Origin of the sequence: Methylobacterium sp. 2A, from assembly GCF_009806555.1 — a bacterium.
In the GTDB taxonomy this organism is placed as follows: Bacteria; Pseudomonadota; Alphaproteobacteria; order Rhizobiales; family Beijerinckiaceae; genus Methylobacterium.
This window is the reverse complement of record NZ_VUOK01000002.1, coordinates 20,489-39,431: the sequence shown is the minus strand read 5'-3', so window position 1 is coordinate 39,431 and position 18,943 is coordinate 20,489. Positions and strand designations below refer to the sequence as shown.

The 18,943-nt window shown below is 68.4% G+C and carries 17 protein-coding genes; 5 read left to right on the top strand and 12 right to left on the bottom strand.

Annotated elements, in window-relative coordinates; translation table 11 throughout:
- The first annotated feature begins 298 nt into the window (after window positions 1–298).
- Window positions 299–1,750, top strand: coding sequence for a Do family serine endopeptidase (locus tag FVE89_RS00215; protein ID WP_160532257.1), 1,452 nt, complete (start codon window positions 299–301; stop codon window positions 1,748–1,750).
- Window positions 1,751–1,810: 60 nt separating this feature from the next.
- A complete protein-coding gene (locus tag FVE89_RS00210; RefSeq protein ID WP_160532256.1) occupies window positions 1,811–3,154 on the top strand; it encodes a replication-associated recombination protein A in 1,344 nt (447 codons plus the stop codon).
- Window positions 3,155–3,160: 6 nt separating this feature from the next.
- Here the strand turns inward: FVE89_RS00210 and FVE89_RS00205 are convergent, their stop codons facing one another.
- Window positions 3,161–3,625, bottom strand: a complete 465-nt coding sequence (locus FVE89_RS00205) for an Lrp/AsnC ligand binding domain-containing protein (RefSeq protein ID WP_160532255.1) — start codon at window positions 3,623–3,625, stop codon at window positions 3,161–3,163.
- A gap of 250 nt (window positions 3,626–3,875) precedes the next feature.
- On the opposite strand from FVE89_RS00205, the gene FVE89_RS00200 reads away from it, so the two are divergent.
- On the top strand, window positions 3,876–4,886 hold the full coding sequence (locus tag FVE89_RS00200) for a 1-aminocyclopropane-1-carboxylate deaminase (protein ID WP_160532254.1): 1,011 nt from the start codon (window positions 3,876–3,878) through the stop codon (window positions 4,884–4,886).
- A gap of 208 nt (window positions 4,887–5,094) precedes the next feature.
- Here FVE89_RS00200 and FVE89_RS00195 read toward each other — a convergent pair whose 3' ends face one another.
- A complete protein-coding gene (locus FVE89_RS00195) occupies window positions 5,095–5,304 on the bottom strand; it encodes a TOBE domain-containing protein (RefSeq protein WP_091716741.1) in 210 nt (69 codons plus the stop codon).
- Window positions 5,305–5,382: 78 nt separating this feature from the next.
- The gene (locus FVE89_RS00190) at window positions 5,383–5,763 is read right to left on the bottom strand and encodes a DUF2293 domain-containing protein (protein WP_246730421.1); all 381 of its coding nucleotides are present in this window, start codon (window positions 5,761–5,763) and stop codon (window positions 5,383–5,385) included.
- Window positions 5,764–5,863: 100 nt separating this feature from the next.
- On the opposite strand from FVE89_RS00190, the gene FVE89_RS00185 reads away from it, so the two are divergent.
- Window positions 5,864–6,199, top strand: a complete 336-nt coding sequence (locus tag FVE89_RS00185; protein WP_160532253.1) for a hypothetical protein — start codon at window positions 5,864–5,866, stop codon at window positions 6,197–6,199.
- A gap of 66 nt (window positions 6,200–6,265) precedes the next feature.
- On the opposite strand, the gene rpsD is transcribed toward FVE89_RS00185, so the two are convergent.
- Window positions 6,266–6,883, bottom strand: coding sequence for a 30S ribosomal protein S4 (gene rpsD / locus FVE89_RS00180; protein WP_160532252.1), 618 nt, complete (start codon window positions 6,881–6,883; stop codon window positions 6,266–6,268).
- A 187-nt stretch (window positions 6,884–7,070) separates the two neighbouring features.
- On the opposite strand from rpsD, the gene FVE89_RS00175 reads away from it, so the two are divergent.
- The gene (locus FVE89_RS00175) at window positions 7,071–7,571 is read left to right on the top strand and encodes a GNAT family N-acetyltransferase (protein WP_160532251.1); all 501 of its coding nucleotides are present in this window, start codon (window positions 7,071–7,073) and stop codon (window positions 7,569–7,571) included.
- Between the two features lie 332 nt (window positions 7,572–7,903).
- Here the strand turns inward: FVE89_RS00175 and FVE89_RS00170 are convergent, their stop codons facing one another.
- The 8 genes from FVE89_RS00170 to FVE89_RS00135 form a co-directional block, all read right to left on the bottom strand.
- Window positions 7,904–9,538, bottom strand: coding sequence for an alpha-D-glucose phosphate-specific phosphoglucomutase (locus FVE89_RS00170; protein ID WP_160532250.1), 1,635 nt, complete (start codon window positions 9,536–9,538; stop codon window positions 7,904–7,906).
- A 231-nt stretch (window positions 9,539–9,769) separates the two neighbouring features.
- Window positions 9,770–11,935, bottom strand: a complete 2,166-nt coding sequence (gene scpA / locus FVE89_RS00165) for a methylmalonyl-CoA mutase (RefSeq protein ID WP_160532249.1) — start codon at window positions 11,933–11,935, stop codon at window positions 9,770–9,772.
- A gap of 269 nt (window positions 11,936–12,204) precedes the next feature.
- Window positions 12,205–12,927, bottom strand: a complete 723-nt coding sequence (locus FVE89_RS00160; protein ID WP_160532260.1) for an SURF1 family protein — start codon at window positions 12,925–12,927, stop codon at window positions 12,205–12,207.
- A gap of 80 nt (window positions 12,928–13,007) precedes the next feature.
- Entirely contained in the window at window positions 13,008–13,406 is a 399-nt protein-coding gene (gene cyoD, locus FVE89_RS00155) for a cytochrome o ubiquinol oxidase subunit IV (protein WP_160532248.1), read from the bottom strand.
- Window positions 13,403–14,035, bottom strand: coding sequence for a cytochrome o ubiquinol oxidase subunit III (gene cyoC, locus FVE89_RS00150; RefSeq protein WP_160532247.1), 633 nt, complete (start codon window positions 14,033–14,035; stop codon window positions 13,403–13,405). Before cyoC ends, cyoD begins: the two co-directional genes overlap by 4 nt.
- Window positions 14,036–14,039: 4 nt before the next feature.
- Window positions 14,040–16,040 (bottom strand): cytochrome o ubiquinol oxidase subunit I, encoded by a 2,001-nt coding sequence (cyoB, locus tag FVE89_RS00145; protein WP_160532246.1) that lies wholly within the window; start codon window positions 16,038–16,040, stop codon window positions 14,040–14,042.
- Between the two features lie 93 nt (window positions 16,041–16,133).
- The gene (gene cyoA / locus FVE89_RS00140) at window positions 16,134–17,363 is read right to left on the bottom strand and encodes a ubiquinol oxidase subunit II (protein ID WP_348644661.1); all 1,230 of its coding nucleotides are present in this window, start codon (window positions 17,361–17,363) and stop codon (window positions 16,134–16,136) included.
- A 139-nt stretch (window positions 17,364–17,502) separates the two neighbouring features.
- Window positions 17,503–18,834, bottom strand: a complete 1,332-nt coding sequence (locus FVE89_RS00135) for an MFS transporter (protein ID WP_160532244.1) — start codon at window positions 18,832–18,834, stop codon at window positions 17,503–17,505.
- Between the last annotated feature and the right edge of the window lie 109 nt (window positions 18,835–18,943).

Below are 18,943 nucleotides of genomic sequence, written 5' to 3'. Positions count from 1 at the left end.
CGGGGTGGAGCAGCCCGGTAGCTCGTCAGGCTCATAACCTGAAGGTCACAGGTTCAAATCCTGTCCCCGCAACCAAACACCACGACACAGACCCCAACAAGAAGCCCGCAGAGCTCACCGCTCCGCGGGCTTTCTGCTGTTCGGCTTCCGGATCAACTCGGCCGCGCTCTGCTGATCAGGGGGCGGCGTGCGGCGAAGGTGTCGCGGACCTGCCGCAATCGGCCTCGATAGCGTAGGCCTCAGCGTGCGCGTCCCCTGGTTCCCAGGCGGCGTGCGCGCCCTGACGTCGGAGCCCTGTATGCTGACCCGCCTCGCCCTGCCTGCCCTCGTCGCCGCCCTGCTGGCCGCCGGACCGGCCGCGGCTCAGATGGCGCGCACGGAGAGCGCGAAGGAGGGGACCGCCAGCAAGGTCGTGCCCCTCAGCAAGGCCGACGTGCAGCTCTCCTTCGCCCCCGTGGTGAAGCGGGCGGCGCCCTCGGTGGTGAACGTCTACGCCTCCCACGTGGACAAGCGCTCCAGCGCGCGCACCAGCGCCATGGAGGAGTTCATGCGCCGCTTCTTCGGCGAGCCGGAGGGCGGCCGCGGCCCTCGGGGCGACCGGGCGCAGAAATCCCTGGGCTCGGGCGTGCTGGTCGATGCCGACGGCCTCGTCATCACCAACAACCACGTCATCGACAACATGAACGAGGTGCGGATCGCGCTCGCCGACCGGCGCGAGTTCGAGGCCGCGATCGTGATGCGCGACACCCGCACCGACCTCGCGGTGCTCAAGATCAAGGACGCGCCGAAGGGCCTCGTGCCGATGCCGTTCGGCGACGCCGACGCCCTGGAGGTCGGCGACTTCGTGATGGCGATCGGCAACCCGTTCGGCGTCGGCCAGACGGTGACGCAGGGCATCGTCTCGGCGCTGGCGCGCACGCAGGTCGGCTCGGCGGACTACCAATACTTCATCCAGACCGACGCGGCGATCAACCCGGGCAATTCCGGCGGCGCGCTGGTCGACCTGAAAGGGCAGCTGGTCGGCATCAACACCGCGATCTACTCGCAATCGGGCGGCAGCCACGGCATCGGCTTCGCGATTCCCGTGGGCATGGTCAAGGCGGTGGTCGACGCCGCCCGCGAGGGGGCGAGCGTGGTGCGGCGGCCCTGGCTCGGGGCGCGGATCCAGAGCGTCACCCCCGACATCGCCGACAGCATGGGCCTCGACCATCCGACCGGCGTGCTGGTGGCAAGCCTGCAGGCCAAGAGCCCGGCCGAGGAGGCCGGCCTGAAGCGCGGCGACCTGATCCTCACGGTCGACGGACAGGAGGTCGCCGATCCGGAGGCGTTCGGCTACCGCTTCGCGCTGAAGGGCATCCAGGGCCAGACCCGGTTCGGCATCCTGCGCGGCACCACCCGCCAGACGGTGTCGGTGAAGCTCAGCCCCGCTCCGGAGACGCGCCCGCGGGACGCGCTCAAGGTGAAGACCCGCTCGCCCTTCCTGGGCGCGACGCTGGTCAACACCTCGCCGGCCGTGGCCGAGGAGATGCAGGTCGATTTCGAGACGGACGGGGTGGTGATCCAGGCGGTGGACGAGAATTCCGTCGCGGCCCGGGTCGGGCTGCAGAAGGGCGACGTGATCGTGGCGGTCAACGGCGTGCCGATCGCGACCACCAAGGATCTCGACCGGGTCACCCGCAACAGCCTCAATTCCTGGGAGGTGGCGATCAACCGGAACGGCGAGATCCTGACCTCGGTGTTCGGGGGCTGATCCCGCGCGATCGCGGGCGACCGGCTTGCACCCGGGCCCGCGCCCGGTGTTGATGCGCGGATGTCCGACCTGTTCGCCTCCGCGGAGCCGCCCTCGACGCCGGATACCGGCCGCACCTCCGGTGCCGAGGCCGCCCGGCCCCTCGCGGACCGGCTGCGCCCGCAAACCCTCGCCGAGGTGGTCGGCCAGGAGCACCTGACCGGGGAGGGCGGGGCGCTCACGCGTCTGCTGCGCGGACGGACCCTCGGCTCGCTGATCTTCTGGGGACCGCCCGGCACCGGCAAGACCACGGTGGCGCGGCTGCTCGCCCAGGGCACCGACCTGCATTTCGAGCAGATCTCGGCGATCTTTTCGGGCGTGCCCGATCTGCGCAAGGTGTTCGAGGCCGCCCGCAAGCGCCGGGCGACCGGGCAGGGCACCCTGCTGTTCGTCGACGAGATCCACCGGTTCAACCGGGCGCAGCTCGACGCCTTCCTGCCCGTGATGGAGGACGGCACCGTCACGCTGGTGGGCGCGACGACGGAGAACCCCTCCTTCGAGCTGAACGCCGCGCTCCTGTCCCGGGCCCGGGTTCTGCTGTTCCGGGCGCTCGATCCGGGCGCCATCGCGCGGCTGCTGGTCCGGGCCGAGGCGCTGACCGGGCAGGCCCTGCCGCTGACCGAGGAGGCGCGGGGCGTGCTGGTCCGCATGGCCGACGGCGACGGCCGCGCGGCGCTGACCCTGGCCGAGGAGGTCTGGCGCTCGGCCGGCCCGGGCGAGACCCTCGACGCGGAAGAGCTACAAAAGATCGTGCAGCGGCGGGCGCCGATCTACGACAAGGCGCAGGAGGGCCATTACAACCTGATCTCGGCGCTGCATAAGACCGTGCGCGGCTCGGATCCGGACGCGGCGCTCTACTATCTCTGCCGGATGCTCGATGCCGGCGAGGACCGGCTGTTCATCGCCCGCCGGCTGGTGCGCATGGCGGTGGAGGATATCGGCCTCGCCGACCCGCAGGCCCTTGTTGTGGCCAACGCCGCCAAGGACGCGTTCGATTTCCTGGGCAGCCCCGAGGGCGAATTGGCGCTCGCCCAGGCGGCGATCTACCTCGCCTGCGCGCCGAAATCGAACGCCGTCTACGAGGCCTACAAGGCCGCGACGCGTCTTGCCAAGGAGGCCGGCTCCCTGCCGCCCCCGCGCACCATCCTCAACGCGCCGACCAAGCTGATGAAGCGGATCGGCTACGGCGAGGGCTACCGCTACGACCACGATGAGCCCGACGCCTTCTCGGGCCAGGATTACTGGCCCGACGCGCTGGGGCGCCAGCACCTCTATCAGCCGACCGAACGCGGCTACGAGAGCCGCATCGCCGAGCGGCTCGACCGCTGGGAGGCCCTGCGCAAGGCGCGGCGCGGGGAGGGGTAGGCGGCCTCACAGGTCGAGCGGCGCGTTGTCGATCACCTCCTTCATCACGAAGAAGGTCCGGGTCTGGCGCACCCCGGGCAGGCCGATCAGCGTGGCGCTGTGGAGGCGGTTGAAGTCGGCCATGTCGGAGACCCGGATCTTCAGCATGTAGTCGAAGTCGCCGGCCACGAGATGGCAATCGAGGAGCGCGGGGATAGCCCGAACGGCCGCCTCGAACTCGGAAAAACTCTCGGGCGTCGAGCGGTCGAGCACGACGCCGACGAAGACCAGGGTGCCGCGCCCGACCCGCATCGGGTCGATCAGCGCCCGCACCGCCCGCACGAACCCCTCGGTGAACAGGCGCTGGATCCGGCGATGGCAGGTGGCCGCGCTGGTGCCGACGCGCTCGGCAATCTCGGCATTGGCCATGCGCCCGTCCGACTGGAGCAGGCGCAGGATCTTCTGGTCGACCCGGTCGAGCCCTGCGGACATGGACGATCCTTTCAGGAACGGCATCCGATCCGGAATTCTCTGCCTTCAATCAGCGTGGCAGCGCAAGCTGCCGTTCTTCCGGATCGGAAGATCGAGAGCACCTTTCATCGCGGATCGGGTACTTTCCCCTGCGCCTCGAAGACGGAGCCGGGCCCTGAGCCGGGCCGTCGTCGAGGCCGCGCTTCGACGCGTGCGGCCGGATGGGGAGTGTCCGTGGCCGGGAGCGCGTCCCGAGACCCGGAGAGACCCGATGCTGGACAAGTTCGAGCGCTATCCCCTCACCTTCGGTCCGACGCCGATCGAGCCGCTGAAGCGCCTGACCGCCCATCTCGGCGGCGAGGTCGAGCTCTACGCCAAGCGCGAGGATTGCAATTCCGGTCTCGCCTACGGCGGCAACAAGCTGCGCAAGCTCGAATACATCGTGCCGGATGCCATCGCGAGCGGGGCCGACACGCTGGTGTCGATCGGCGGGGTGCAGTCGAACCACACCCGCATGGTCGCCGCGGTGGCCGCCAAGCTCGGGATGAAGTGCCGGCTGATCCAGGAGGCCTGGGTGCCGCATGAGGACGCGGTCTACGACCGGGTCGGCAACATCCTCCTGTCGCGCATCATGGGCGCGCAGACGCAGCTTGTGGATGACGGCTTCGACATCGGCATCCGCGATTCGTGGAAGCGGGCGCTCGCCGAGGTCGAGGCCGAGGGGGGCAAGCCCTACGCCATTCCGGCCGGTGCCTCGGTGCACAAGTACGGCGGCCTCGGCTATGTCGGCTTCGCCGAGGAGGTGCGCCGCCAAGAGGCCGAGATGGGCCTGCGCTTCGATTACGTGGTGGTCTGCACCGTCACGGGCTCGACCCATGCCGGCATGCTGGTGGGCTTCTCGACCGACGGGCGCGCCCGCAACGTCATCGGCATCGACGCCTCCTGCACCCCGGCCCAGACCAAGGCCCAGGTGCTCGACATCGCCCGGAACACCGCGGCGCTCGTCGGCGCCGGCGACATCGTGGCCGATGACGTGGTGCTCAACGAGGATTACGCCTACCCGGTCTACGGCGTGCCCTCGAAGGAGACCGTGGAGGCGATCCGGCTCTCGGCCCGCCTCGAGGGGATGATCACCGACCCGGTCTACGAGGGGAAGTCGATGCAGGGCATGATCGACCTCGTGAAGAAGGGGTTCTTCCCGAAGGGCTCGAAGGTGCTCTACGCCCATCTCGGCGGTGCGCCGGCGCTGAACGGCTACAGCTACACGTTCCGCAACGGCTGAAGCGTCTCAGAGCCTAGGGTTTCCAAAGGGCTTCAGCCCTTTGGTGGGGTGTCGGGGCAAAGCCCTAACTGTCTCGGGTGCAGCCCGACACCAGGGCTCTGCCCTGGACCCGCGAAAGGTCTCGACCTTTCGAAACCAGGATGAGGGCAGGGGCCGGGAGGCAATCGCCACCCCGTCCCCGACCCAGCGATTCAGGGATCCTGTCGCTTCAGTCGACCGCCACCATCACATCGGAGGCCTTGATCACCGCGTAAGCGGAGCCGCCGGCGACGAGCTTGAGGGAGTCGACCGCCTCGTTGGTGATCGAGGCCGTGACCACTTGGCCGGGGCTGATCTCGATCTTCACGTGGGACGTGGTCGCGCCCTTGTCGACCGAGACAACCGTGCCCTTGATGACGTTGCGTGCGCTGATCTTCATGGTTTGCCGATTCTCCGAGCCGCACCGGGCGGCCCGGCCGGTCTCCTACAGCAAGACCCGCCTGCGCGCGACCGCCTCTCAGTGCAGATCCGGGTCCGGATTCCTGTGCGGCTCGCCCCCGTCCGCTGCCTCGGCTTCCTGCTCAGCCTCCGCCTCGGGAATCGGTGTGGCACCCCAGGCGACGAGCGCCGCGTTGAGATCGTCGAGCACGAAGTGCCGGGCGCTGTCCCGGTCATATCCGTCGGCCAGAAGGTCGTCGTAATCGGTGAAGACGTGGCGGGCATAGGTCACGAGGGCGAGGCGTGCCGCGGTCTCGGGGGCGGCCCGGCGCAGACCCGGGCTCGCCAGCGCCCGGTCGAGGGCGGCCTCGGCCTCGAAGGCCGGCAGGCGCGGGGCGAGCCGCGCCAACGCCTGGGCGACGGCTTCGCGGCGGTTCCGGGGCGGGGATGCGTCGCTCATCGAAGACCTGCCGATAGCATGATTTCAACGCCGGGATCGGTTAGGATCACGCCGGATCAGGTGGCGTGGACAGGGATCCTCCACCGCGGAGAGCAGGTGAATGTCAGGTCTTCGTCATACGGCAAGTCGTCACCGTGCAAGTCTTCGTCGCGCGGCGATCCTGGGCCTCCTGCTCGGGCCGGTGCCGGCGCTCGCCCAGAGCCCGGCCCCGGGCACGAATCCCGGCCCCGCCGCACCGACCGGTCCCATCGTCGGCGGCCGCCGGGTCACGGCCACCGGTCAGACCAAGCCGCCGGGCAGCGCCGCAGCGACCGGGATGCCGCGCCCCGTGAACGAGGCCGAGATGATCAAGGCCCAGAAGGCCGCGGAGGCCCGTTCGAAGGCCTGGGACAGCAAGATGCGCAACACGATGGGCTCGATCTGCCACGGTTGCTGAAAGCGGAAAACGCGAAGGGGCCGCCCGATGGGCAGCCCCTCCGTCGCGACCGTCTCCGGTCGGATCTTAGCGGGAGTAGAACTCGATGACGAGGTTCGGCTCCATCTGCACCGGGTAAGGCACCTCGGACAGGCTCGGGATGCGGGTGACGCGGGCGGTCATCTTGGCGTGGTCGGCCTCGATGTAGTCCGGCACGTCGCGCTCGGAGAGCTGCGTCGCCACGACGACGATCTCGAGCTGGCGGGACGATTCCTTGACCTCGATGAGGTCGCCGGCCTTCACCTGGTAGCTCGGGATGTTGACGCGCACGCCGTTCACCTTGACGTGGCCGTGGTTCACGAACTGGCGCGCGGCGAACGGGGTGGCGACGAACTTCGCCCGGTAGACCACGGCATCGAGGCGGCGCTCGAGCAGGCCGATCAGGTTCTCGCCCGAATCGCCGCGCAGGCGGATCGCCTCGGCGTAGTAGCGGCGGAACTGCTTCTCGGTGATGTTGCCGTAATAGCCCTTGAGCTTCTGCTTGGCGCGCAGCTGCGTGCCGAAGTCGCTCATCTTGCCCTTGCGGCGCTGGCCGTGCTGGCCGGGGCCGTACTCGCGGCGGTTGACGGGGCTCTTCGGGCGGCCCCAGATGTTCTGGCCCATGCGGCGGTCGAGCTTGTGCTTGGCCTGAATCCGCTTCGACATGTTTCGCGTCCTCGCGTGACGGGATTGAGGAACGCGCCCTCCTTTTCCCGGACGAAGGCCCGGGACGACAGGGCGGGGGATCCCGCCCACGGGTGCGCGTGAAAACGCCAAGGGGCCCCGTGCGGAGCCCCATCGACGGGCTGCGTCTTAGGGGAAGGCGGCCGTGCGGTCAACCATGAGAGGCCAGATGGACGAATCAGTCGCGGTCCGGCGCGGCGGGCCAACGGACGCGGCGGCGATCCGGGCGCTGGTCGCGGCAGCCTACGCCAAGTGGATCCCGGTGATCGGCCGCCTGCCGACGCCGATGCAGGCGGATTACGGGCAGGCGGTGCTGCAGAACCGCTTCGACCTGCTGCTGGCCGGCCCGGATCTCGCCGGCCTGATCGAGACGAAGGCCGAGGCCGACCATCTGCTGGTCGTCAACGTCGCAGTGCACCCAGCCTGCCAGGGCCGGGGCTTCGGCACCCGGTTGATGGGGCTGGCGGACGGCGTCGCGGTCGAGGCGGGGCTCGGGCGGCTGCGCCTCTACACCAACAAGAAATACGTCGCGAACCTGCGCCTCTACGGCGCGCTCGGCTACCGGGTGGAGCGGGAGGAACCCTATGCCGGCCCAGGCCGAACCCGGGATGACGACGTCACCGTGCACATGGTGAAGGAGATTGCCGGCATCGGCATGCCCGCAGCTTGACCGTCGATGCCGCCACGCCGTGGCAGCGATGCCGGGGCTCCGCCCCGACACCCCGCCAAAGGGCATGGCCCAGCCCTTTTAAGGTGTTTGGGCTAGCTGCGAAAATCGCAAGTCGTGGCTCTAACATCCTGAAAGAGCACCGCCTTTTCCCCTCCCCCTTGTGGGGAGGGGCCAGGGGTGGGGGTGGTGCAGGATGAGGCGCAGCCGTGCCGTCTGCACCACCCCCACCTCCAACTCCTCCCCACAAGGGGGAGGAGAGTGCGCTTGGCCCCTGTCTCGTTGCTTCCGCAAACACCTTAAAAGGGCTGGGCACGGCCCTTTGGGACCCCCGTTCAGGTGACGACGCTCGGCGCGGAGCGACCGGTCCGCGGCTCGATCTCGGCGATCGCGCGGGCCGCCGCCGCCACCGGGGCCAGGACCTCGGCCACGGCCAAGTCGAGCCGGTCGGGCGCGTTCTCGTAGCGTTCCAGATAGACCCGCAGCGTCGCCCCGGCGGTGCCGGTGCCCGAAAGCCGGAACACCGCCCGCGCATCCTCGGCGAAGCCGATCCGGATGCCCTGGCGCTCGGTGAGCGAGCCGTCCACCGGATCGCGATAGGCGAACTCGTCGGCCGTCGACACCGTGAGATCGCCGATCCGCGTGCCCGGCAGCCCGGCGAGTTTCCCACGAAGGGCGTCCATCAGGCCGTTGGCGGCCTCTGAATCGACTTCTTCGTAGTCGTGCCGGGCATAGTAGTCGCGGCCGTAGGTCCGCCAATGCGCCCGAACCAGCGCGTCGGCCCGCTCGCCCGTGGCCGCCAGGATGTTGAGCCAGAGCAGCACCGCCCAGAGCCCGTCCTTCTCGCGCACATGGTTCGAGCCGGTGCCGGCGCTCTCCTCGCCACAGAGGGTGATGAGGCCCGCATCCAGCAGGTTGCCAAAAAACTTCCAGCCCGTGGGGGTCTCGTAGGCCTTGATGCCGAGCGCGGCCGCGACCCGGTCGGCGGCGCGGCTCGTGGGCATGGAGCGGGCGACGCCCGAAAGCCCGCCCGCATAGCCCGGGGCCCGGTGGGCGTGGGCGGCGAGCAGCGCGAGGCTGTCGCTCGGCGTCACGAACAGGCTAGGCGCCACGATCATGTTGCGGTCGCCGTCGCCGTCCGAGGCCGCGCCGAAATCCGGCGCATCGGGACCCTGCATCAGGTCGAACAGGTCGTGGCAATGGACCGGGTTCGGATCCGGATGGTGGCCGCCGAAATCTTCTTTCGGAGTCGCGTTGACCACAGTGCCCTTCGGCGCGCCGAGCATCCCTTCCAGGATCGCGACCGCGTAGGGGCCGGTCACCGCACTCATGGCATCGAAGCGCATGCGGAAGCCGGAGGCGAACAGGCGCGAGACCGCGTCGAAGTCGATGAGCGTGCGCATCAGCGCGGCGTAATCGGCCACGGGGTCGATCACCGTCACCGTCATGCCGCCGAGCCGGGTGTCGCCGAGCGTGTCGAGGTCGAGATCCGCCGCCTCGACGAGGCGGTATTCGGTCAGCGCCTTGGCCCGCTCGAAGATGGCGTTGGTGACGGATTCCGGCGCCGGCCCGCCATTGGCGGCGTTGAACTTGATGCCGAAATCGCCCTCCGGCCCGCCCGGATTGTGGCTCGCCGAGAGCACGATGCCGCCCAGTGCTTTTGCCTTCCGGATCACGCAGGAGGCGGCCGGCGTCGAGAGCAGGCCGCCTTGCCCGACCAGCACCCGGCCGAACCCGTTGCCGGCGGCCAGCCGCAGCGTCTTCTGCACCACCTCGCGGTTGAGGAATCGGCCGTCGCCGCCCAGCACCAGGGTGGCGCCCGCCTTGTCGGGCAGGGTGTCGAAGATCGCCTGGACGAAGTTCTCGACGTAGTTCGGCTGCCGGAACACCGGCACCTTCTTGCGCAGGCCGGAAGTCCCCGGCTTCTGGTCGGGGAAGGGCGTGGTGGCGACGGTCTTCGGAGTCGTCATGAGCGGGCGTCTCCCGGAATCTTGCGCCTCAATGCCCGCCCGGAGGCGCGGCGTCACCAGCCCCAGCGACAGGGGCGGGCTTTTTTCACGGCGTTTCGGGGGAGCAGACGACGGAACCGTCTTTGCGAGCGGAGCGCAGCAATCCAGCAGCGCCACGCTCACTGAGGTCGCGCTGCCCTGAGTCGCTTCGCTGCGCTCGCGATGACGACGGCATTGAGGTGCGTCGTAACGCTACTCCGCGGCCTGCCGCGCGGCGTAGCCCAACCGATCGTTCAGCGCCCGGATCAGCTTGGCCGCCGCCTCGGCGATCACCGTGCCGGGCGGGAAGATCGCCGCCGCGCCCGCCGCCGTCAGCGCTTCGTAGTCCCCCGGCGGGATGACGCCGCCGATGGCGATCATCACGTCGTCCCGACCCTGCTCGGTGAGCGCCGCCTTCAGCTCCGGCACCAGGGTCAGGTGACCGGCGGCCAGGGACGAGACGCCGACGATGTGCACGTCGTTCTCCACCGCCTGCCGGGCGGCCTCCGCCGGCGTGGCGAAGAGCGGCCCGATATCCACGTCGAAGCCGAGATCGGCGAAGGCCGAGGCGATCACCTTCTGGCCGCGATCGTGCCCGTCCTGGCCCATCTTGGCGACCAGGATGCGCGGCCGGCGGCCATCATTCTCCTCGAACGCCTCGACCAGCGCCCGGACTTCCTCGACCACAGGCGACATGCCCCCCACCTCGCGCTTGTAGACGCCGGAAATCGAGCGGATCTCGGCGCGGTGCCGGCCCCAGGCCTTCTCCAGGGCCTCGGAAATCTCACCCACCGTCGCCTTGGCGCGCGCAGCCTCGACGGCGAGTTCCAGCAGGTTCCCGGTGCCGTCGGCGGCCTTCGTGAGGGCGTCGAGCCGGGCCGTCACGGCGGCCTCGTCGCGCTCCGCGCGCAGGCGCTTGAGCTTGTCGATCTGCAGCCGGCGGACATTGCCGTTATCGACCCGCAGCAGCTCGATCGCCATCTCGTCGTCGGCCCGGAACTTGTTCACGCCGACGATCGTCTGACGGCCGGAATCGATCCGCGCCTGCGCCCGGGCGGCGGCCTCCTCGATCCGCAGCTTCGGGATGCCGGCCTCGATCGCCTTGGCCATGCCGCCGAGCTGATCGACCTCGCGGATATGCTCCCAGGCGCGCGCCACCATGTCGGCGGTGAGCTTCTCCACGTAGTAGGAGCCGCCCCAGGGATCGACGATCCGGGTGGTGCCGCTCTCCTGCTGCAGGAACAGCTGGGTGTTGCGGGCGATCCGGGCCGAGAAGTCGGTCGGCAGCGCCAGCGCCTCGTCCAGCGCGTTGGTGTGGAGCGACTGCGTGCCGCCCTGCGTCGCCGCCATCGCCTCGATGTTGGTGCGGGTGACGTTGTTGAACACGTCCTGCGCGGTGAGCGACCAGCCCGAGGTCTGCGAGTGGGTGCGCAGCGCCAGGGATTTTTCGGATTTGGGATCGAACCCCTTCACGAGCTTCGCCCAGATCAGGCGCGCGGCCCGCATCTTGGCGATCTCCATGAAGAAGTTGGTCGAAATCGCCCAGAAGAACGACAGGCGCGGCGCGAACTGGTCGATGGTCAGCCCGGCGGCGAGGCCTGCCTTGATGTACTCGACGCCGTCGGCCAGCGTGTAGGCGAGTTCGAGGTCGTTCGTCGCCCCGGCCTCCTGCATGTGATAGCCGGAGATCGAGATCGAGTTGAACTTCGGCATGTTCTTCGACGTATAGGCGAAGATGTCCGAGATGATCCGCATCGATCCCTTGGGGGGATAGATGTAGGTGTTGCGGACCATGAATTCCTTGAGAATGTCGTTCTGAATCGTACCGGCGAGCTTCTGCGGCGGCACGCCCTGCTCCTCGGCGGCGACGATGTAGAGGGCGAGGATCGGCAGCACCGCGCCGTTCATCGTCATCGACACGGTCATCTCGTCGAGCGGGATGCCGGAGAACAGCGTGCGCATGTCGTAGATCGAGTCGATCGCCACGCCCGCCATGCCGACATCGCCCGAAACGCGGGGATGGTCGGAATCGTAGCCCCGGTGGGTGGCGAGGTCGAAGGCCACCGACAGGCCCTTCTGCCCGGCCGCGAGGTTGCGCCGGTAGAAGGCGTTCGAATCCTCGGCCGTGGAGAAGCCGGCATATTGCCGGATCGTCCAGGGCTGGGTCACGTACATGGTCGGGTAGGGGCCGCGCAGGAACGGCGCGATGCCGGGATAAGTGTTCAGGAACTCGATGCCCTCCCGGTCCTCAGGTCCGTAGCGGCCCTTCACCGGGATGCCCTCCGGGGTCATCCAGGGTTCGCCAGGGACGGGGGCCGCGATCGCGAGGGTTTCGCCAGCGAGCGGGACTTCGGCGAAGTTCGGGATGCGGGAGGTCATGGCATTGACTCGTTGTGGCGTTTATCATGCCATTATAGGGACACGCCCGGAGGGGGCTACTCCCCTGTGGCCGAGCCTTCGACAGGTGTGATCACCGCGGCCCTTCCCCGTACAGGTGGAGCGAAGCGGAACCTGATCCGGGATCCAGCACCCGAAGCGGCACCGTATGGGCCGGATGGACGCTTCGCGACCCCTTACCCTGGATTCCGGGTCGCATTCCGCTTGCGCTGCATGCGCCCGGGAAAGGGGGCGTGCACGACGAACGGGCGTCAGCGATCCTCGGCCAGCCGACTTCGCGCTCGCCCGCCCCGCAGGACGTAGACCACCGCCCCCGCCAGCATCAGCGCCATCCCGTACCACGTGATCGCATAGACGAGGTGGTTGTTGGGGAAGGCGATCACCGTGAGGCCGCCCACCGGCAGGCCGCCGGGATTGGGCGTCGCGTCGGCGTCCACGAAATAGGGGGCGACGTCGCTCAGGCCCCGGGCGGACGCGATGGCGGCGACGTCCCGGGAATACCAGCGGTCGTCCTTGGGATCGTTGGAGCGCAGGAACGCACCCCTGGGCTCGGTCAGCCGCAGGAGGCCGGTCACCGTGGCCTCGCCCGCGACCTGCCCGGCCATCCGGCTCGCCGGATCCCGCCGGTCACCAGGCACGAAGCCGCGATTGATCAACACGAGGCTGCCATCGGGGCGGCGCAGCGGCGTCAACACCCAGAAGCCGCCGCCACGCTCGGTGACGGCCTGCACCAGCGTCTCGCGGTCATGCAGGAAGGTGCCCGAGACCGTCACGTGCCGGTAGGCATCGTCCGGGCCGACGCGCGGCCAGTCGGCGGGGCCGGGGGCCGGAACGGGCGGCGCGTGCACCCGGGCCTCGACCCGGGCGATCAGGTCGAGCTTCCAGGCCCGGCGCTCCACCTGCCACGTGCCGAGCCCGAGCAGGACCACGAAGACCAGCCCCGCGCCGACGGCGAACACGCCGCGCCGCAGCAACGAGAGCGGGGCCGGGGAGGGGGCCGAGCCCGGCTCAGCCCCCCCTCTCGGCCCCGTGGAACCCATCTCCGGACGCGCGCTCAGCGGGCGTTGTTCATGACGTCGTGGGCATCCATCGGCATCATGTTGTGATTGAGGTGGTACATCACCCACACCGAGCCGGCGAGCATGATCACCACGAGCGTGATGGTGAAGATCAGCGCCATGAAGGTCCAGCCGCCCTCCGACTTCGTGCTCATGTGCAGGAAGTAGATGACGTGCACGACCATCTGGACGCCGCCGAGCGCCAGGATGACGAGCGTGGTGACGAGGCTGTTGTCGAGCACGTTGCCCATCACCAGCCAGAACGGGATCACCGTCAGGATCACCGACAGGACGAAGCCCGTCATGTAGCTCTGGAACGTGCCGTGCCCGCCCGCGCTGTGGGCGTCGTGATGGCCGTGCCCGGCGGCGGCCGCGTGGTGAACGTCGGCGCTCATTCGAGCACTCCCATCAGGTAGACGACGGTGAAGACCCCGATCCAGATCAGGTCGAGGAAGTGCCAGAACAGCGACAGGCACATCAGCCGGCGCTTGTTCTCCACGATCAGGCCGTGCTTGCGCACCTGCACCATGAGCACGATCAGCCACAGGATACCCATGGAGACGTGCAGGCCGTGGGTCGACACCAGGGTGTAGAACGAGGACAGGAAGGCGCTGCGCCAGGGCGGGGCGCCCTCATGGAACAGGTGGACGAATTCGCGGATCTCCAGGAACACGAAGGCCGCGCCGAACAGGCCGGTCACCGCCAGCCAGATCTGCGTCTGCTTCACCCGGTCCCGGTCCATCTCCAGCATGGCGAAGCCGTAGGTGATGGACGAGAACAGCAGCATGGCGGTGTTCACCGCGATGCCCGGCAGGTCGAACAGCTCCTTCGGGGTCGGCCCGGCCGCGTAGCTGCGCCCGAGCACCCCGTAGGTCGCGAACAGGGTCGCGAAGATCAGGCAATCGCTCATCAGGTAGAGCCAGAACCCGAGCATGGTCGAGCCCTCGGAATGATGGCCCTCCTCGTCGGTCTGGTAGAAGACCGGCGCCGCAGCGCCGGGGGGTGCAGTCTCCGCGTGCATCATCGGATCACGCCATCTCCAGTTCGCGCGTCCGCTGACCTTCCGTCCGACTGACCGTGTCGGCGGGGATGTAGTAGTCGCGCTTGTAGTTGAAGGTATGGGCGATCGCCACGACGAAGATCGCCAGGAAGCTGAAGGCCGCGAGCCACCACACGTACCAGACCATGGCGATGCCGAAGGCGAAGTTCAGCCCCGCCAGGATCGCGCCGGTCGCGGTGTTCTTGGGCATGTGGATCGGCTTGTAGCCGGTCATCGGCCGGGTGAAGCCGCGGTTCTTCATGTCCCACCACGCGTCGGAATCGTGGACCACCGGCGTGAAGGCGAAGTTGTAGTCCGGCGGCGGCGAGGAGGTGGACCATTCGAGCGTCCGGCCGCCCCACGGATCGCCCGTGAGGTCGCGCAGCCTGTCGCGGTTGCGGATCGAGACCACGAACATGACGATCTGCGAGGCGATGCCGCAGGCGATCAGCGCGGCGCCGATGGCGGCGATCACGAACCAGATCTGCAGCGACGGGTCGTCGAAGTGCTGCATGCGCCGGGTCACGCCCATCAGGCCGAGCACGTAGAGCGGCATGAAGGCGACGTAGAACCCGGTCACCCAGAACCCCAGCGCCACCTTCCCCCAGAACTCGTCGAGCTTGAAGCCGAAGGCCTTGGGGAACCAGAAGGTCACGCCGGCGAACATGCCGAACAGCACGCCGCCGATGATCACGTTGTGGAAGTGCGCGATCAGGAACAGCGAGTTGTGCAGCACGAAGTCGGCCGGGGGCACCGCCAGCAGCACGCCGGTCATGCCGCCGATCACGAAGGTGACGATGAACGCCACCACCCACATCATCGGCACCTCGAACCGGATCCGGCCGCGGTACATCGTGAACATCCAGTTGAAGATCTTCGCGCCCGTCGGGATCGAGATGATCATGGTCGTGATCCCGAAGAACGAGTTCACGTCCGCACCCGAGCCCATCGTGAAGAAGTGGTGCAGCCACACGAGGTAGGCGAGGATGGTGATCACCACCAGCGCGTAGACCATCGAGGTGTAGCCGAACAGGCGCTTGCCGCAGAAGGTCGAGGTGACCTCCGAGAACACGCCGAAGGCCGGCAGGATCAGGATGTAGACCTCCGGGTGACCCCAGATCCAGATTAGGTTGAAGTACAGCATGGCGTTGCCGCCGAGGTCGTTCGTGAAGAAATGCGTGCCGACGTAGCGGTCGAGCGACAGCATCGCGAGAACGGCCGTGAGGATCGGGAAGGCGGCCACGATCAGGATGTTGGTGCAGAGCGACGACCAGACGAAGATCGGCAGCTTCATCATGGTCATGCCGGGCGCCCGCATCTTCACGATGGTGGCGATCAGGTTGATGCCCGACAGCAGCGTCCCGATGCCGGCGATCTGCAGCGCCCAGATGTAGTAGTCGACGCCGACGCCGGGGCTCATGGAGGCCTCCGAGAGCGGCGGGTAGGCGAGCCAGGTGGCGCGGGAGAACTCGCCGACGAACAGCGAGACCATCACCAGCATGCCGCCGGCCACCGTCATCCAGAAGCTGAAGTTGTTCAGGAACGGGAAGGCGACGTCGCGGGCGCCGATCTGCAGCGGCACGGCGAAGTTCATGAGCCCCGTGACGAACGGCATCGCCACGAAGAAGATCATGATCATGCCGTGGGCGGTGAAGATCTGGTCGTAGTGGTGCGGCGGCAGGAAGCCCTGCTGCTCGCCGAAGGCCACCGCCTGCTGCGAGCGCATCAGGATCGCGTCGGCGAAGCCGCGCAGCAGCATCACGGACGCGAAGAGGCAGTACATGATGCCGATCTTCTTGTGGTCGATCGACGTGATCCAGTCACGCCACATCGGCCCCCAGAAGCGGTAATAGGTGATCACCCCGAGCACCGCGAGGCCGACTACGGCGACGCCCGCGAACGTCCCCTGCAGGATCGGCTCGTGATAGGGGATCTGCTCGATCGTAAATCGACCGAGGATCAGCTGCTGTAGGTCCAGGTTTGAAAACATGGGATCGGCCCGTTCAGTGGGTTCGACGGCGACCGCCGGTCTCGTGTGTGGGGTCCGCCCGCGTCGGGAGCGGCATCATCGGTTCGGGTTGCATCACTGGTTCAGCTGCTTGGGGGCGATCTGGCCGCCCTCGCTCTGGCCCTCGCCGGAGCCCTTGCCCTGGCTGTCAGGGGATTTCTGGCCCCGGACCTCCGGGTTGCCCATGTCGAGCCGCGGCTTCATGCCCTCGGGCTGCGTCTGGCCGTGCGGGCCGGTCTCGGAGGCCGGCGCCGTGGCGCCGGGACCCTCGACGCCGCGCTCGGCGAGGCGGTTGTCGTATTGCAGCCGCTTGTAGTTCGCCTCGGCCTCTTCGCCCGAGGCGCCGCCCTGGGCATCGATCTTCGTCATCTCGCCGACGCACATCTGGTCGGGGCGCGGGCACATGCCGATGATCCGGTCGTAGAGGCCCTTCATGTAGGACTTGTAGTAGCGGGCCGGCTCGGCCTCGCTCGGCTCCTCGAGCTTCAGGTAGGCCTCCTGGCTGAGGTCGCCGCCCTGGGCCTTGGTCTTGGCGATCCACTGGTCGAAGCCGTCATTGGTCAGGCCGTGGAACTTGAAGAACATGTTGGAGAAGCCGGCGCCGCTGTAATGCGCGGAGCGGCCCTCCCAGGCGCCCTCGCGGTTGATCACCGCGTGGAGCTGCGTCTGCATGCCGGGCATCGCGTAGACCATGCCGGCGAGCGTCGGCACGTAGAACGTGTTCATCACGTCGGTGGCGGTGATCTTGAAGCGGATCGGCCGGTCCACCGGCGCGGCCACCTCGTTGACCGTGGCGATCCCGTATTGCGGGTAGAGGAACAGCCACTTCCAATCCATCGCCACCGCCTCGATCTCCAGCGGCTGCGTGCCCGCCGGGACGTCGCGCTTCGGGTCGATCTTGCTCAGCGGCCGGAACGGATCGAGGGTGTGGGTGCCGATCCAGGTCAGGGCGCCCAGCGCGATGATGATCATCAGCGGCGCCGTCCAGATCAGCACCTCGAGCTGGGTCGAGTGGTGCCATTCGGGATCGTAGACCGCGTCCTCGTTGGTGGCGCGGTAGCGCCACGCGAAGATCAGCGTGAAGGCGATCACCGGCACGATGATCAGGAGCATCAGCCCGGTTGCCGCCAGCACGAGGTTGCGCTGCTGCTCGGCCACGTAGCCTGCGGGATGCAGGACCACGAAGTTGCAGCCGCCCAGCATCGTGAGCAGCGGCAGGGCGAGGAGCGGCAGGAGGCGCCGTCCCCGGCCGAGCCGGGCTCGCACGGTGTCGGTCCTGTCCGGTCGATGGGTCGTCACGATCACAGCACGCGTCTCGTCTTCCCAGGCCGCTTACGCGGCGCCCTTGCCATGCCGCTTACGCGGCGCTTCAGCCGTGCCGCGCAAGGCGGCGTCCCCGTCAGGCATCGGAGGGCCGTGCGGCCCGCGCCGCGGGCCGGACCAGCTACATCTGGCGCATTTCCGAGCGGTCGGTGAACAGCGCCAAAAGGCTGCAGACCGCACCGGAGAGCAGGTAGACCCCGATCATCGCCAGCCCGTAGCGCTGCGACAGGAACAGCGCGACCAGGGGGGCGAAGCCCGCGCCGATCAGCCACGCGAAGTCGGAGGTCAGCGCCGCGCCGGTATAGCGGTAGTGGTTGCCGAGCCGAGCCGTCACCGCGCCCGCCGTCTGGCCGTAGGCGAGGCCGAGCAGCATGAAGCCGATCGTGACGTAGATCGTCTGGCCGATCGCGCTCTCGCCGAACAGGAGCGGGGCGATGATGCTGCCGAGGGCGAAGAAGCCGATCAGCGAGGAGCTCATGATCAGGGCGTTGCGGCGGCCGATCTGGTCGGCGATCAGCCCGGAGGCCGCCACCGCGCCGGCGCACACGATGGCGCCGGAGAACTGCACGATCAGGAAGTCGCCCGGCGAGCGGGTCGTGCTGTTCAGCGCCAGCCACGCGATCGGGAAGATCGTCACGAGGTGGAACAGCGCGAAGGCCGCGAGCGGCACGAAGGCGCCGCGGATCACGTCGCCCGCGTGGTGGCGGAACAGCTCCAGGGCCGGGACCGGGCGCAGCCGGTCGAGATCCATCATCCGGGCGAATTCGTCGGTGGCGACGAGGCGCAGCCGGGCGAACAGGGCGACCACGTTGATCGTGAAGGCGCAGTAGAACGGGAAGCGCCAGCCCCAGTCGATGAAATCCGCCTCGTCGAGATTGACGAGGAAGAAGGCGAACAGGGCGCTCGCCACCATGAAACCCAGCGGCGCGCCGAGCTGCGGAATCATCGCGTACCAGCCGCGCCGCTCCCGGGGGGCGTTCATGGCGAGCAGCGAGGCGAGCCCGTCCCAGGCGCCGCCCAGCGCGAGGCCCTGGAGCACCCGCAGGACGGCCAGGATGTAGACCGCCGAGATGCCGATGCTGTCGTAGCGCGGCAGGAAGCTCACCGCCGCGGTCGATCCACCGAGCAGGAACAGGGCCGTGGTCAGCTTGACGCTGCGGCCGTGGCGCCGGTCGATCGCCATGAACATCACGGTGCCGATCGGGCGGGCGATGAAGGCCAGCGCGAAGATCGCGAAGGCGTAGAGGGTGCCCTTCAGCGGATCGACGAAGGGGAAGAAGACCTTCGGGAAGACGAGCACGCAGGCGATGCCGAACACGAAGAAGTCGAAGTATTCGGAGGCGCGCCCGATCACCACGCCGATGGCGATCTCGTTGGGATGGACCTTGTGGTCCCCCATCGCCTGCTGGGCGTCGCGCTCAAGGCCTGTGACCGTCGGGGTGTTCGCAGTCATCTCTGGTTGTCGCCCTCGCCGCGCGCCCATCGGAGCGCCTTGGCCGGAACCGCCTCTTGCGGCATGTGCAGAGGTATCGCAACCGGCCCTGGACGCAAGTTCACCCACT